The organism is Amycolatopsis sp. CA-128772 (assembly GCF_002904295.1).
GTDB lineage: Bacteria > Actinomycetota > Actinomycetes > Mycobacteriales > Pseudonocardiaceae > Amycolatopsis.
The window spans coordinates 20,119-34,995 of record NZ_PPHG01000077.1; the positions used below are offsets into that span (position 1 = coordinate 20,119).

The following is a 14,877-nucleotide window of genomic DNA, read 5'->3' on the forward strand; positions in this document are numbered from 1 at the left end:
AGAAACTGAACCGGTAAGCATGCTGAACCGGAGGGTTTCGTGCTGCTGGACGCCGCCCGCGAGTGTGCAGACCTCGCCAAGACGCTCGCACCGGTCACCGAGCGGGAACGCGCGTTGCCCGCGGAGCTCGTCGCGAAGCTCGTCGACGCCCAGCTGCTCCGCACGGGCGTCCCCGGCTACCTCGGCGGCCCCGAAGCGCCGCCCGCCGTCAGCCTCGCGACCGCCGAGACGATCGCGCGCGGGGACGCCTCGGCCGGTTGGTGCGTCTCGATCGCCGTGACGAGCAGCCTGCTGTCGGCCTACGCGCCGCGGAAGTGCGCCGACGAGGTGTTCGGCGACCCGCGTACGGTCGCCGCCGGTGTCTGGGCGCCGCGCGGCACCGGACGCCGGGTCGACGGCGGGTACGTCGTGAGCGGCCGCTGGGCGTTCTGCAGCGGCATCCCGCACGCGGACTGGCTCTTCGCCGGGTTCGTGCACGAAAGCGCGCTGTACGTCGCCGCGCTGCCGAAGGCCGAACTCGAGGTGCTCGACACCTGGCACACCACCGGGCTGCGCGGCACCGGCAGCCACGACTGCGTCGCCGGCGAGCTGTTCGTCCCCGAGCACCGCGTCTTCTCGGTCATGGGCGGGCCGCCGCCGGAAGCCGTTGCTCTGCACCGGTTCCCGCTCTTCGGCTTCTTCGCGCTGTCGGTCGCGGCGGCCGCGCTGGGCAACGCGCGCGGCGCGATCGACGACCTCGTCGAGCTCGCGGCGACGCGCAAGCCGCTCGGCTCGCGCCGGTCGCTGGCCGAACGGTCCCAGACCCAGGCCGCCGTCGCGGAGGCCGAAGCCGCCCTGCGCGCGGCCCGCCTGCTCTTCTACACGAGCATCGACGACGCCTGGCAGGCCGCGCAGGGCACCGAACCGGTGCCGGACGCGCTCAAGCTCGGCCTCCGGCTGGCCGCCACGCACGTCACGCGCACCGCCGCGAAGGTCGCCGAAAGCATGTACGACCTAGGCGGCGGCGCCGCGATCTACGAGACTTCGCCGCTGCAGCGCCGGTTCCGCGACGCGCACACGGCGACCGCGCACTTCCAGGTGAACCCGGCCAGCTACGAGCTGTCCGGCAAGCTGCTGCTCGGCGTCCCGGCCCGCACGGACCAGCTGTGACCGACCTGGCGCACCGGTTCACCGCGGACTCGGTCGGGCGCGCGCTCGACCTGGTCGGCGAGCGGTGGAGCCTGCTGATCCTGCGGGAGTCGTTCTTCGGCGTGCGCCGCTACGGCGAGTTCGCGCGCAACCTCTCGATCCCGCGCCCGACGCTCTCCGCCCGGCTCAAGACCCTCGTCGACGCTCGTGTGCTCGACCGCGTCGACCCCGTGCCCGAGTACGTGCTGACGCCGGCCGGGCGCGACCTCTTCGGCGCGGTCGTCACCCTCATGCGGTGGGGCGACCGGCACCTGGCCGGGCCCGAGGGACCGCCGATCCTGCTGCGGCACCAGGACTGCGGCGAGGTCGCCGACGTCGTCGTGGCCTGCCGGCACTGCGGTGGCGAGATCACCACCGATCGGGTGACGCCGGAGCCGGGGCCCGGCTTCCGTTAGCCCGCGGCGCGCTTGCGCTGGTGCCCGACGACGAACCCGCCGACGATGATCAGGAACACCACCAGCGTGATGATCCAGCCGGTGACGCCGAACGGGTCCTCCTTCGCCGCCGAAGCGGCCGCGGACGTGCCGCCGTTGCCGGTGCCGCCGTCGGCGAGCACGGACGGGTCGCCGTTCTCCGAGGTGGTGGCGGGCGCCTGGTAGGTGATCTGGCCGACCGGCGTCGCGCGGTCGTCCTCCAGCGCGAAGCCGTAGTCGAGCAGTTTCGCCGCCTGGTCGACCACCTTCGTCGGCTTCTGCTCGGCACGCAGCATGACGACGGCCAGCCGCTTGCCCTTGCGCTGCGCCGCGCCGACGTAGGTGTGGCGGGCGTCGTCGGTGAAACCGGTTTTGCCGCCGAGGAAACCGGGGTAGACGCCGAGCAGCTTGTTGTCGTTGAAGAGGGGGATGGGCGGCTTGCCGCCGGCCGCCGGGATCTCGAAGTTCTTCGTCGCGACGACACTCGCGAACTCCGGCTGCTTCATCGCGTAGTGGAAGATCAGGCTCAAGTCGTAGGCCGAGGCCGACATGCCCGGCCCGTCCAGGCCCGACGGCGTCGCGGCGCGCGTGTCGAGCGCGCCGATCTTCGCGGCCAGGGCGTTCATCTTCGCCACCGTCGGGTCGACCCCGCCGAGCGCCGTGGCGAACGCGTGCGCGACGTCGTTGCCCGAGTGCATCAGCAGGCCGTGCAGCAGCTGGTCGACGGTGTACTGGCCGCCGGCGACGAGACCGACGCAGGTGCACTCCTGCTCGGCGTCCTCCTTCGTCGCCACGATCGTCTGCTGCGGCTGCAGCTGGGTCACGACGACCAGCGCGAGCAGCGTCTTGATCAGCGACGCGGGCCGCTGGCGGGCGTGCGGGTCCTTGGCCGCGACGATCGCGCCGCTGTCGAGGTCCTGCACCACCCACGACGCCGCGGTGTTGCCGTCCGGCGGGTTGAGGGCGCCGTCCGGGGTGATCAGGCCGCATTCGGCCATCCGCGGGCCGCCGACCGGGACGGCGGGCACGGCCAGCGGCGGCGGGGCCTGCTTGCCCGGCGCCGGCTTCTCCGACGTGTCGACCGGCGGCGGCGGGGCCTGGGTGTTCGCGCACTGGCCCGCCGGCGGCGCCGCGGCCGCAAGGGCGGGCACGCTCAGGGCCAGGAGGGCGGCGGCGAGCGTCGTCGTGAAAACCTTGAGCGACCGGGAGACAACGGAGTGCACCCACGCAATCTAGCGCCGCGGCCGGCATCGCATACTCAGGGGCATGCGCATTTCGCGAGGCACCTCGCTGTTCCTGCTGGCCTTCGGCGGGTGGTCGTGGATCATCTGGATCACCTTCGCCAAGAACCTGTGGGACAGCGACCGGGCCTGGCCCCCCGACGGCTCGCCCACCGCCTATTTCGTCGTGCACGCCGTGCTGACGGTCGTTTCGTTCCTGCTCGGCACGGCCATCGGCGTGCTGGGCTGGCGCGGGGTGCGGGCCACTTCGCGGGTTTCCTCCTGACTTTGGTCGGTGGCGCGGCCCGAGGGGCCGGTTTAGGTTGACGCCACTGACCCTGGAGGTGGAATGTCCCGTATACGCCGAATGGCGGCCCCGCTCGTGCTGGCCGTGGGCGGCGGCCTGTTCGCGGCGGCGCCGGCGGCCGAGGCCGCGCCGGTCGCCTGCGACACGACAAGCACGCCGTACACCTACGTCGTGACGTACCAGCCGGGCACCCGCGCGTCGGCCGTCGACAAGGAACTGGCGGCCAAGTGCGGCACGAAGGTCGCGTACTACGCCGAGATCGGCGTCGCCATCGCCAGCTCGCGCAACGCGGACTTCCAGCAGAAGATCGGCGTCTACCGGGCCTATTCGGGCGGCAAGGACGTGGATTCTGCGTCCGGTGCCGCGGCTCGTTCCCTCGGTGCGGTGAAGACGCTGGAGGACACGCGTTCGACGGCGGCCGCGGGTGACCTGTCGGCCCAGCAGTGGGACATGAAGGCGATCCACGCGCCGGAAGCCAACAAGATCTACCAGGGCAGCCGTTCGGTGACGGTCGGCGTGCTGGACTCGGGCATCGACGCAACGCACCCGGCGCTGCGCAACGCGGTCGACGCCCGCTCGTCGGCGGGCTGCGTGACGGGCGCGCCGGACCTCACCCCGGCGTCCTGGGCACCGACGACGTCGGACCACGGCACGCACGTGGCGGGCACGATCGCGGGCAAGGACCCGGCGGCGGGCTTCACGGGTGTCGCCCCGGGCGTGCGCCTGGCCTCGGTGAAGGTGGTCAACGACGCGGGTTACATCTTCCCGGAGTCGGCGGTCTGCGGCTTCGTCTGGGCGGCGAAGCACGGCTTCCCGGTGACCAACAACAGCTACTACATCGACCCGGGCATGTTCTTCTGCTCCCACGAAGCAGGCGACGCGGCGGCGTACGAAGCGGTCCGCCGGGCGATCGAGTTCTCCACCCGCCACGGAGTCCTCAACGTGGCGGCGGCGGGCAACTCGGGCTTCGACACGACGAAGCAGACAACGGACCCGAACCGCCCCCACCCGGTGGACTCGTCGTGCGGCATCCTCCCGAAGTCGATCGACGGCGTGGTGAACGTGTCATCGGTGGGCTACGCGGGCACGAAGTCGTCGTTCAGCAACTACGGCGAAATAGACGTGACGGCCCCAGGCGGCGACTTCGCACAGACCCCACCCCCCGAAGCGGGGCCGGCGTGCCCCCTGTCATCGACGGTGTTCGGCGGCCAGTACGGCTCGAAGTGCGGAACGTCGATGGCCTCACCGCACGTGGCGGGCGTAGCGGCCCTGCTGGCTTCGCGGTTCCGGGGGCTCCCACCGTGGGCGTTGTCGCGCATCTTGGAGGGCGAGGCAGACGTGGTGAAGTGCACGGCAACGGAGCCGGAGTGCACAGGCCCGGCAAAGAACAACTCCTACTACGGCCACGGCCTGGTGGACGCCCTGGACGCGGTGCGCTGACGCAAGGGGCGCACGCCCCATAGAAGGAGCGGGATGACCACCCTGCGGCCCATCTCCTCGACGGGAGATGGCAGCGGGTCGGGATGGTCATCCCAGAGCCTGCCCGTCCGGCGAGGACATGCTTTCGATTCTGCCGCGGGTGAATTCTCTGCCGCGGCTCAACCCTGCCGCGGCAGAGCAGGTCTGGTGACGTCCTTGTCCTCTTGCGCTGCCGGCCGCCCCTTCGTGGGATGAAAAAGGCCCTCCGGTTGGGGGACCGGAGGGCCTTTCCGTTGCTGCAGTAGGTCAGACGCGCTTGAACAGCAGCGCGCGCTTCACTTCCTGGATTGCCTTGGTCACCTGGATGCCTCGGGGGCAGGCGTCCGTGCAGTTGAACGTTGTGCGGCAGCGCCAGACACCTTCGCCGTCGTTCAGGATGTCCAGGCGTTCCTCTGCTCCCTCGTCGCGGGAGTCGAAGATGAACCTGTGGGCGTTCACGATCGCTGCCGGGCCGAAGTACGAGCCGTCGTTCCAGTACACCGGGCACGATGATGTGCAGCAGGCGCAGAGGATGCACTTCGTCGTGTCGTCGAACCGGTCGCGGTCCGCCTGGGACTGGATGCGTTCGCGCGTTGGCTCGTTGCCGTAGGTGATCAGGTACGGCTTGATTGCCCGGTATGCCTCGAAGAACGGGTCCATGTCGACGTAGAGGTCCTTCAACGTCGTCAGGCCCTTGATCGGGGCAATCGTGATCGTCGTCTTCTTGCCGTCCTTGGCCAGGAGGTCCTTCATCAGGACCTTGCAGGCCAGGCGGTTGATGCCGTTGATCTGCATCGCGTCGGACCCGCACACGCCGTGGGCGCACGAGCGGCGGAACGCGAACGTTCCGTCGATGTAGTCCTTCACGTAGAACAGCAGGTTGAGGAGGCGGTCGGTGCGCTGGGCCGGGACGTCGTAGGACTCCCAGTGGGGCTCCGTGTCGACCTCCGGGTTGAAGCGGAGGATCTTCAGCGTGACGGTGATCGGGGTGTGCTCGTCGGAAGCGGCGACATCCGACTCGGCAGTAGCGGTGGTCATCAGTACTTCCGCTCCATCGGTTCGTAGCGGGTGAAGGTCACGGGCTTGTAGTCGAGCCGGATGTCCGAGGACAGCCCCGCGCCCTCCTTGTAGGCCATGGTGTGGCGCATGAAGTTCGTGTCGTCGCGGGTCGGGTAGTCCTCGCGGGCGTGGCCGCCGCGGGACTCCTTGCGGGCCAGCGCGCCCACGACCAGTACCTCGGCCAGCTCCAGGAGGAAGCCCAGCTCGACGGCCTCGAGCAGGTCGGTGTTGTACCGCTTGCCCTTGTCCGACACCGTGATCCGCTGGTAGCGCGCCTTCAGCGCCTGGACGTCGGTCAGCGCTTGCTTCAGCGTGTCCTCGGTCCGGTACACCGACGCGTGCGAGTCCATCGTCTGCTGCATTTCCTTGCGGATGTCGGCGACGCGCTCGTCGCCGTGCTCCGACAGCAGGCCCGCCAGCTGCTCTTCGACCAGCTTGGTGGGCTCCTCGGGCAGCTCGACGTGCTCGTGCGCCAGCGCGTACTCCGCGGCCGCGATGCCGGCGCGGCGGCCGAACACGTTGATGTCGAGCAGCGAGTTCGTGCCCAGGCGGTTCGAACCGTGCACGGACACGCAGGCGACCTCGCCCGCCGCGTAGAGACCCGGGATGACGTTCTCGTTGTCCCGCAACGCCTCGCCGTGCACGTTGGTCGGGATCCCGCCCATCACGTAGTGGCAGGTCGGGAACACCGGCACCGGCTCCTTCACCGGGTCGACACCCAGGTAGGTCCGGGAGAACTCGGTGATGTCCGGCAGCTTGGTCTCGAGGACCTCGACCGGCAGGTGCGTGACGTCCAGGACGACGTAGTCCTTGTTCGGGCCGCAACCCCGGCCCTGCAGCACTTCCTGCACCATCGAGCGCGCCACGATGTCCCGCGGCGCGAGGTCCTTGATGGTGGGGGCGTAGCGCTCCATGAACCGCTCGCCGTCGGCGTTGCGCAGGATCCCGCCCTCGCCGCGGACGGCTTCGGAAATGAGGATGCCCAGGCCCGCGAGGCCGGTCGGGTGGAACTGGAAGAACTCCATGTCCTCCAGCGGCAGGCCCTTGCGGAAGATGATGCCGAGGCCGTCACCGGTGAGGGTGTGCGCGTTCGACGTCGTCTTGAAGATCTTGCCCGCGCCGCCGGTGGCGAACACGATCGACTTCGCCTGGAAGACGTGCAGCTCGCCGGTGGCCAGCTCGTAGGCGACGACGCCGGAGGCGACCGGATTGCCGCTCTCGTCCTCGGACAGGATCAGGTCGAGCACGTAGAACTCGTTGAAGAACTCCGTGCCGTACTTGACGCAGTTTTGGTAGAGCGTCTGGAGGATCATGTGGCCGGTGCGGTCGGCGGCGTAGCAGGCGCGGCGGACCGCGGCCTTGCCGTGGTCACGCGTGTGACCGCCGAACCGGCGCTGGTCGATCTTGCCCTCGGGCGTCCGGTTGAACGGCAGGCCCATCTTCTCCAGGTCGAGCACCGCGTCGATGGCCTCCTTGGCCATGATCTCCGCGGCGTCCTGGTCGACGAGGTAGTCGCCGCCCTTGACCGTGTCGAAGGTGTGCCACTCCCAGTTGTCCTCTTCGACGTTCGCCAGCGCGGCGCACATGCCGCCCTGGGCCGCGCCGGTGTGGGACCGGGTCGGGTAGAGCTTGGTGAGGACCGCGGTGCGGGCGCGCTGGCCGGATTCGATGGCCGCGCGCATGCCGGCGCCACCGGCGCCGACGATCACCACGTCGTACTTGTGGAACTGCATGAAAAAGTCTCCGTGGCTGTCAGTTCGCGGGCATGTTCGGGTCGAACGTGAAGATCACCATCGTGCCGACGGCCAGGATCAGCACCATCGAGACGTAGAGCAGGATCTTCAGCCAGAACCGCGTGCTGTCCTTGCGGGCGTAGTCGTCGATGATGACCCGCAGGCCGTTGCCGCCGTGGATCTCGGCGAGCCAGAGCATGGCCAGGTCCCAGAACTGCCAGAACGGCGAGGCCCAGCGGCCGGCGACGAAGCCCCAGTTGATCCGGTGCACGCCGCCGTCGAGGATGTTCATGATCAGCAGGTGGCCGAGCACCAGGATGACCAGCGCCATCCCGGAGATCCGCATGAACAGCCAGCTGTAGAGCTCGAAGTTGCTCCGGCGCGCGGCGGGGCGCTTCGGCGAGCGCGGCTTGTCGAGGGCGAGCGACTCGGCCATGTCAGTTACCCCCGAAGAGCGTTTCGACGGTGCGCTTCAGCATGAAGAACGCACCGGGAACCATCACGACGACCCAGACGACGCCGATGACCCACAGCATCGCCTTCTGCAGCTTCGGGCCCTTCGACCAGAAGTCGACCAGCATGACGCGGATGCCGTTCAGCGCGTGGAAGAGCACCGCGCCGACCAGGCCGACCTCCAGGAGGTTGACGATCGGCGTCTTGTAGGTCTCGATGACCTGGTCGTAGGTGTTCGGCGACACGCGCACCAGCGCGGTGTCGAGCACGTGCACGAACAGGAAGAAGAATGTGAGCACGCCGGTGATGCGGTGCAGCACCCAGGACCACATGCCGGGGTCGCCCCGGTAGAAGGTCCCCTGCCGGCGTGAGGCACCCGCCCGATCGCTCGCCCCTGCCGCTGTGGCAGTGCTCGCCGTGGTGGACATCGGTGAACGGCCTCCAACGTCTGACTGTGCGCCCGGTGGCCGGTGAGGTCCGCAGTCGCTGCCGGAGCGGCGGCTATGCCGAAGTCAACGTCATCGAGCCTGGATGAATCGGATGCTAGACCCGCACCCGGAATGCGGCTCACCTCCGGGTTCCCCTCTGTGATGGACCAGACACCGGTACTCCCGCACCGCCACCCGGCGGTGTGGCGCAGCGCACTCGGTGGCGCCGTGACCCGCGGTGTCCCGGTCAGTGGAGATCAGACGTCTGTAAAATCTAATATCTGATGCGCTACGCCGAACGGCTGGTGATCGCGGCGTGTCATTGACCGTCTACGACGTCGTCCCTAGTGTCCCTCGGACAAACATCGGATCTCTCACGATGGGGTGACGTCCTGGTGCGACGACTCGGCTTGGTGATTGCCGTCGCGGCCCTGGTGCCCGTGGTGTCGGTCACGCCCGCGCAGGCACTGCCCGACGGCCTGGCACTTACGCCGCCGATGGGCTTCAACAACTGGAACACCACCGGCTGCGCCGTGGACGAGCGGATCATCCGCGACACCGCCGACATCTTCGTCGACAAAGGACTCAAGGCGGCCGGGTACGAGTACGTCAACGTCGACGACTGCTGGGCCGAGCCGGAGCGCGACGCCGACGGGCGCATGCAGGCGAACAAGGCCCGCTTCCCGGGCGGCATCAAGGCGCTGGCCGACTACGTCCACGCGAAGGGCCTGAAGTTCGGCATCTACACCAGCGCGGGCACGCTGACCTGCGCGAAGACCCAGCCGGGCGCGCTCGACCACGAAGACGTCGACGCGCAGACGTTCGCCGGCTGGGGTGTCGACTACCTCAAGTACGACAACTGCAACAACCAGGGCCGCCCCGCGCTCGAGCGCTACACGAAGATGCGCGACGCGCTGAAGAAGACCGGTCGCCCGATCGTGTACTCGCTCTGCGAATGGGGCGAGAACAAGCCTTGGGAGTGGGGTGCGGACGTCGGGCACCTGTGGCGCACCACCGGCGACATCAAGGACAACTGGGCCAAGATGCTCCAGATCCTCAAGGCGAACGCGCCACTGGCGCCGTACGCCGGGCCGGGGCACTGGAACGATCCCGACATGCTCGAGGTCGGCAACGGCGGGATGACGACCGAGGAGTACCGCTCGCACTTCTCGCTGTGGGCGATGATGGCCGCCCCGCTGCTCATCGGCGCCGACCTGCGCAAGGTGTCGCCGGCCAACTTCGACGTCCTGCGCAACGCCGAGGTCATCGCCCTCGACCAGGACCGCCGCGGCGTCCAGGCGCGGGTGCTGTCCAACCAGGACGGACACTGGGTGTTCGCCAAGCCGCTGGCCAACGGTGACGTGGCGATCGCGCTGTTCAACGAGACGACGTCGGGCGCGGCGATCGGCACCACCGCGGCGGCCGCCGGGCTGCCGAAGGCCGCCGGGTACACCGCGCGCGACCTCTGGGCCCACCGCGACCTCCAGACCGCGGGCCGGATCTCCGCGGTCGTCCCGCCGCACGCGACGGTCGTCTACCGCGTCCACGCGGGCGGCTCGTGGTGGCGGGACGCGCCGCTGGTCAGCACGGGCATCGAGCTCGCTGCCCCGGTGCCGGGTGTCCCGGGCGAGCTCACGCCCGCCGGGAAGCCGTTCGAGGTGACGGTGTCCGCGACCGACGAGGCCCGCGTCCCGGTGTTCGACCCGCGCGTCACGCTGACCGCGCCCGCGGGCTGGCGCGTCGAACAGCTGACCCGGCCGCGGACCGTCGTGCTCGGGACCGGCGAGACCGCGGCCGGCCGCTGGCGGGTGACCCCGCCGGCCGGGACCGAGGGCACGACGGCGGTGCTGCGCGGCGGCGTCACCTACCGCACGCTCGGGTTCGGGCCGGTCACCTGGTCCGGTGAACAACTGCTGACCGTCCCGGCGGGCCCGCCCACGGCGTCCGCGTGGGCCAGTGATCTGCGCTGGGCCGCGGAGAAGAACGGCTACGGCCCGGTCGAACGGGACATGTCCAACGGCAGCATCCCGGCCGGCGACGGCAAGCCGCTGACCATCAACGGCGTCGGCTACCCCAAGGGCCTCGGGGCGCACGCGCCGAGCGAAGTCGTCTTCTACCTGGGCGGCCGCTGCACGGCGTTTACCGCGGACGTCGGCGTGGACGACGAGCGCGAGGCGACGAACAAGCAGGGCTCGGCGACGTTCGAGGTGCACGCGGACGGCGCGACGGTGGCTTCGACCGGCGTGCGGACGTGGCAGGACCCGGCGCTGCCGCTCACCGCGGACCTGCACGGCGCGCAGTACCTGCGGCTCGTCGTCACCGACGGCGGTGACGGCAACGCCTACGACCGCAGCGACTGGGCCGCCGCCCGGCTCACCTGCGGCTGATTCGGCGTCGTCTCACAGAGTGACCGGGCTGGCCCAACCCGCGGGCAGTCCGGCACACTGAGTGACACGGAACGGCATTTCGGCCGTCCCAAACGGACGCAGCCCGCAAAAAGTAGCTCTCCGCGGGCCGGATGATCACTTTCGGTGTTCAGTTCGTCGCGCGCGCGACTCGTGAGTAAACGTTTGTGTTACGTAGCGTGCCTTTCCTATGGCGCATTCCTGTCCGCCGGGTACGGTCTGGCGGGTCGACCCGGCAGTAGGGCCGGGCCGTGCCCTTGACCATCCGCTGGATCAGCGGGGAGGGAGAAACACGTTGCGTCGCATGCGTGGAACCGCGCTGGCCGCCGCGGCCATGGCCGGGGTGCTCGCCCTGGCCGGGTGCGCCAAGGATTCCGGCGGTGGTAACAGCTCGAACAACACCGCGGCCTCGACGGGCGGTTCCGACTGCGTCACCGCGCAGAAGCCGCCCGCCGCGCCCGCCGCGTCGAGCAGCACGGCCGCCGCCGGTGGCAAGGTCGACGGCAGCCAGCTCAAGATCGGCCTGGCCTTCGACGTCGGCGGCCGGGGTGACGCGTCGTTCAACGACGCCGCCGCCGCGGGCACCGACAAGGCGAAGTCCGACCTCGGCGTGACGACGGTCAGCGAGAGCACCGCGTCGGCCAGCGAGGCCGAGTCGGCCAAGCAGCAGCGCCTCGACCAGATGGCTTCGCAGGGCCTGAACCCGATCGTCGCGGTCGGCTTCGCCTACGCGGACTCGGTCAAGGCCGTCGCCGCCAAGTACCCGAACACCAAGTTCGCGATCGTCGACGACGACTCGATCCAGCTGCCGAACGTGACGCCGCTGGTGTTCGCCGAGGAGCAGGGCTCGTTCCTGGCCGGCGTCGCTGCCGCGTACAAGAGCAAGAGCTGCCACATCGGCTTCGTCGGCGGTGTGAACACCCCGCTGATCCAGAAGTTCGAGGCCGGCTTCCTGCAGGGCGCGAAGACGGTTTCGTCCAAGATCAAGATCGAGGACGAGTACCTGACCCCGGCCGGTGACTTCTCCGGGTTCCAGGACCCGCCGAAGGGCAACGCGAAGGCCGCGGCCGAGATCGCCAAGGGCGCGGACGTCATCTACCACGCCGCGGGCGCCTCGGGTAAGGGCGTCTTCGACGCCGCCAAGGCCGGGAACGCGCTGGCCATCGGCGTCGACTCCGACCAGTACAACCAGAAGACCGTCGCGGCCGACAAGGACGTCATCATCACGTCCATGCTCAAGCGCGTCGACGTCGCGGTGTTCGACTACATCCAGGCCGTCGCCAAGGGTGACCTGACGACCCTGCCGAAGCGCTTCGACCTCAAGGTCGACGGCGTCGGCTACGCCACCTCCGGCGGCAAGGTCGACGACATCAAGGACGTCCTCGACGGGTATAAGGCCCAGATCATCTCGGGCGCCATCACCGTTTCGGACAAGCCGCAGAAGTAACTCAGTGCGCGTCGGGGCTCGGAGGATTTTCTCCTCCGGGCCCCTCACGCGTTTACACGAGAGATGGAATTCTCCCGCCCATGAGCACAGCCGAGGCCCCGGCCGAGGCCGTCCCCGACCGGGGCGCCCCCGCCGTCCAGCTGACCGGGATCACCAAGCGCTTTCCCGGCGTGGTGGCCAACTCCGACGTCAACCTCACCGTCGCCGCCGGCGAGGTGCACGCCATCTGTGGCGAGAACGGCGCCGGCAAGTCCACCCTGATGAAGATCCTGTACGGCATGCAGCCGCCGGACGAGGGCACCATCGCGATCAACGGCGAAGAGGTGAAACTGCGCAACCCGCAGGACGCCATCCGCGCCGGCATCGGCATGGTGCACCAGCACTTCATGCTCGCCGACAACCTGACCGTCGGCGAGAACGTCTTCCTCGGCGCCGAGGGCCTGCACGGCATCGGCCGCGCCGCCCGCGCGCGGCTGGCCGAGCTCGCCGAGCGGACCGGCCTGCACGCCAAGCCGGAGACGCTGCTGGAGGAGCTCGGCGTCGCCGACCGCCAGCGTGTCGAGATCGTCAAGGTGCTCTACCGCGGGGCGAAGATCATCATCCTGGACGAGCCGACCGCGGTGCTCGTGCCGCAGGAGGTCGACGCGCTCTTCGAGACCGTGCGGGAGATGAAGGACGGCGGCTACACCTTCCTCTTCATCTCGCACAAGCTCGACGAGGTCCGGGCGATCGCCGACACCGTCACGGTGATCCGGCGCGGCACGACCGTCGGCACGGCCGACCCGAAGACCATCACCTCCCGCCAGCTCGCGGAGATGATGGTCGGGTCCGAGCTGCCCAGCCCGGAGACCCGCGAGTCCACCGTCACCGACCGCGCCGTGCTGCGCCTGACCGGGTTGACGCTGGGCGCCGAGGGCTCCGGCCGCAACGCGCTCGACGACGTCACGTTCACCGTGCGCGCGGGTGAGGTGCTCGGCATCGCCGGCGTCGAGGGCAACGGCCAGACCGAGCTCGTCGAGACGATCATGGGCATGCGCAAGGCGACCGGCGGCACGATCGAGCTGGTCGACGCCGACGGCAAGGCGCGCGATCTGACCAAGGCGGGCACGCTGGCCCGGCGCGAAGCCGGCATCGGCTACATCGCCGAAGACCGCACCCGGCACAGCCTGCTGCTCACGCAACCGTTGTGGGTCAACCGGATCCTCGGCTACCAGACCCGCGAACCGGTCTCCAAAGGACAGTTGCTCGACATCGCCGGCGCCCGCGCCGACACCGAGCGGATCGTCCGCGACTACGACGTCCGGACGCCGGGCATCGACGTCCCGGCCGCCGCGCTCTCGGGCGGCAACCAGCAGAAGCTGATCGTCGGGCGCGAGCTGTCCGGCGACCCGGTGCTGCTGGTGGCCTCGCACCCGACCCGCGGCGTCGACGTCGGCGCGCAGGCGCTGATCTGGGAGCAGATCCGCCAGGCCCGCGCCGCCGGGCTCGCGGTGCTGCTGATCTCCGCCGACCTCGACGAGCTGATCGGCCTGTCCGACACGATCCGGGTCATGCTGCGCGGGCGCCTCGTGAGCGAGGCCGATCCCGCGACGGTGACCCCGCAGGAACTGGGTTCGGCGATGACCGGCGCCGGAGAGGGTGACGACGAATGACCTCCTGGCGCACGAAACTGCTGCCGCCGCTGCTGGCGATCGTGTTCGCCGTGCTGCTGTCGGCGATCGCGCTGATCATCTCGGGCGCGGACCCGCTGCAGGCGTACGGCACGATGATCGGCCAGATGTTCAAGGGCTCGACCGCGGTCGACACGGTGAACCTGGGATGCGTCTACTACCTGTCCGGGCTCGCGGTGGCCATCGGCTTCCAGATGAACCTGTTCAACATCGGTGTCGAAGGCCAATACCGCTTCGCCGCCGTCATCGCGGCCATCGCCGGCGGCGCCATGAAGCTGCCGCCGGTCATCCACGTCATCGCGATCCTGGTGGTCGCGGTCGTCGCGGGCATGGCCTACGCCGCGGTCCCGGCGATCCTCAAGGTGACCCGCGGGGTCAGCGAGGTCATCTCGACGATCATGCTCAACGCGATCGTCGCCGGGATCATCGCGTTCCTCATCAACGCCGACCAGTTCGGCGTGCAGCGGGGCAACAACATCGGCACCCGCGTGATCGAGCCGTCCGGCCGGATCCCGGGCATCCCGCTCGGCTCGGGCACGTTGTTCGGGTTCGTCGTCATCGCCGCGCTCATCGGCGGCGCCTACTGGTTCATGCTCAACCGCACGCGGTTCGGCTTCGAGCTCAAGGCGTCCGGCGAATCGACCACCGCCGCGGCCGCGGGCGGTGTCAGCGCCAAGAAGATGACGCTGATCGCGATGCTGCTTTCCGGTGGCGTGGCCGGCCTGGTCGCCATGCCGGAACTGCTCGGCCGCGACTACAGCTACGGCATCACCGCGACCCAGATGTACGGCTTCACCGGCATCGCGGTCGCGCTGCTGGGCCGCAACCACCCCGGCGGCATCGCGCTCGGCGCGCTGCTGTGGGCGTTCCTCGACACCTCCGCGGTGTCGCTGGAGCAGATCAACGTGTCCAAGGAGATCGCGACGATCATGCAGGGCATCATCGTGCTGTCGGTCGTCGTGGCGTACGAGATCGTGCGCCGGGCCGACCTGGCGGCCGAACAACGCAGAGTCGGGCGCGCACTCGCCGGCCGCAAGGGTTCCTCGGTCACCGAAGGGGGTGCGGTGTGATCACCGACGTCGCTCCCGAATCCGGC

13 protein-coding genes are annotated in these 14,877 nt (G+C 69.6%); 8 read left to right on the forward strand and 5 right to left on the reverse strand.

From position 1 onward, the window contains the following. The first annotated feature begins 39 nt into the window (after nt 1-39). Together C2L59_RS30615 and C2L59_RS30620 are read left to right on the forward strand one after the other, a co-directional pair. Entirely contained in the window at nt 40-1,149 is a 1,110-nt protein-coding gene (locus tag C2L59_RS30615) for an acyl-CoA dehydrogenase family protein (RefSeq protein ID WP_103353007.1), read from the forward strand. Next, nucleotides 1,146-1,583 carry a helix-turn-helix domain-containing protein gene (locus tag C2L59_RS30620; protein WP_103353008.1) on the forward strand — a complete coding sequence of 146 codons (438 nt, stop codon included), beginning with the start codon at nt 1,146-1,148 and terminating at the stop codon, nt 1,581-1,583. Before C2L59_RS30615 ends, C2L59_RS30620 begins: the two co-directional genes overlap by 4 nt. On the opposite strand, the gene C2L59_RS30625 is transcribed toward C2L59_RS30620, so the two are convergent. Next, nucleotides 1,580-2,824, reverse strand: a complete 1,245-nt coding sequence (locus C2L59_RS30625) for a D-alanyl-D-alanine carboxypeptidase family protein (RefSeq protein WP_103353009.1) — start codon at nt 2,822-2,824, stop codon at nt 1,580-1,582. The two genes, C2L59_RS30620 and C2L59_RS30625, sit on opposite strands and share 4 nt — an antisense overlap. Before the next feature lie 43 nt (nt 2,825-2,867). Here C2L59_RS30625 and C2L59_RS30630 point away from each other — a divergent pair, with 43 nt between their 5' ends. After that, nucleotides 2,868-3,107, forward strand: a complete 240-nt coding sequence (locus C2L59_RS30630) for an SCO4848 family membrane protein (RefSeq protein WP_103353010.1) — start codon at nt 2,868-2,870, stop codon at nt 3,105-3,107. A 63-nt stretch (nt 3,108-3,170) separates the two neighbouring features. Further along, nucleotides 3,171-4,568 (forward strand): S8 family serine peptidase, encoded by a 1,398-nt coding sequence (locus C2L59_RS30635; RefSeq protein ID WP_199199327.1) that lies wholly within the window; start codon nt 3,171-3,173, stop codon nt 4,566-4,568. Nucleotides 4,569-4,853: 285 nt separating this feature from the next. Here the strand turns inward: C2L59_RS30635 and C2L59_RS30640 are convergent, their stop codons facing one another. From C2L59_RS30640 to sdhC, 4 genes are read right to left on the reverse strand one after another with little or no spacing between them, the layout of a single operon-like run. Next, entirely contained in the window at nt 4,854-5,624 is a 771-nt protein-coding gene (locus C2L59_RS30640; protein WP_103353012.1) for a succinate dehydrogenase iron-sulfur subunit, read from the reverse strand. Further along, on the reverse strand, nt 5,624-7,378 hold the full coding sequence (gene sdhA, locus C2L59_RS30645) for a succinate dehydrogenase flavoprotein subunit (RefSeq protein WP_103353013.1): 1,755 nt from the start codon (nt 7,376-7,378) through the stop codon (nt 5,624-5,626). Before sdhA ends, C2L59_RS30640 begins: the two co-directional genes overlap by 1 nt. Nucleotides 7,379-7,397: 19 nt before the next feature. Beyond that, on the reverse strand, nt 7,398-7,814 hold the full coding sequence (locus C2L59_RS30650; RefSeq protein WP_103353014.1) for a succinate dehydrogenase hydrophobic membrane anchor subunit: 417 nt from the start codon (nt 7,812-7,814) through the stop codon (nt 7,398-7,400). 1 nt (nt 7,815) lies between these two features. Continuing rightward, the gene (gene sdhC / locus C2L59_RS30655; protein WP_103353015.1) at nt 7,816-8,259 is read right to left on the reverse strand and encodes a succinate dehydrogenase, cytochrome b556 subunit; all 444 of its coding nucleotides are present in this window, start codon (nt 8,257-8,259) and stop codon (nt 7,816-7,818) included. A 395-nt stretch (nt 8,260-8,654) separates the two neighbouring features. Between sdhC and C2L59_RS30660 the strand changes: the two genes are divergently transcribed. From C2L59_RS30660 to C2L59_RS30675, 4 genes are all read left to right on the forward strand, one after another. Next, the gene (locus C2L59_RS30660) at nt 8,655-10,646 is read left to right on the forward strand and encodes an NPCBM/NEW2 domain-containing protein (protein WP_103353016.1); all 1,992 of its coding nucleotides are present in this window, start codon (nt 8,655-8,657) and stop codon (nt 10,644-10,646) included. 322 nt (nt 10,647-10,968) lie between these two features. Beyond that, a complete protein-coding gene (locus tag C2L59_RS30665; protein WP_103353017.1) occupies nt 10,969-12,111 on the forward strand; it encodes a BMP family protein in 1,143 nt (380 codons plus the stop codon). Between the two features lie 80 nt (nt 12,112-12,191). Then, the gene (locus C2L59_RS30670; RefSeq protein ID WP_103353018.1) at nt 12,192-13,763 is read left to right on the forward strand and encodes an ABC transporter ATP-binding protein; all 1,572 of its coding nucleotides are present in this window, start codon (nt 12,192-12,194) and stop codon (nt 13,761-13,763) included. Next, on the forward strand, nt 13,760-14,851 hold the full coding sequence (locus C2L59_RS30675) for an ABC transporter permease (protein ID WP_103353019.1): 1,092 nt from the start codon (nt 13,760-13,762) through the stop codon (nt 14,849-14,851). Before C2L59_RS30670 ends, C2L59_RS30675 begins: the two co-directional genes overlap by 4 nt. The last annotated feature ends 26 nt before the right edge of the window (nt 14,852-14,877 follow it).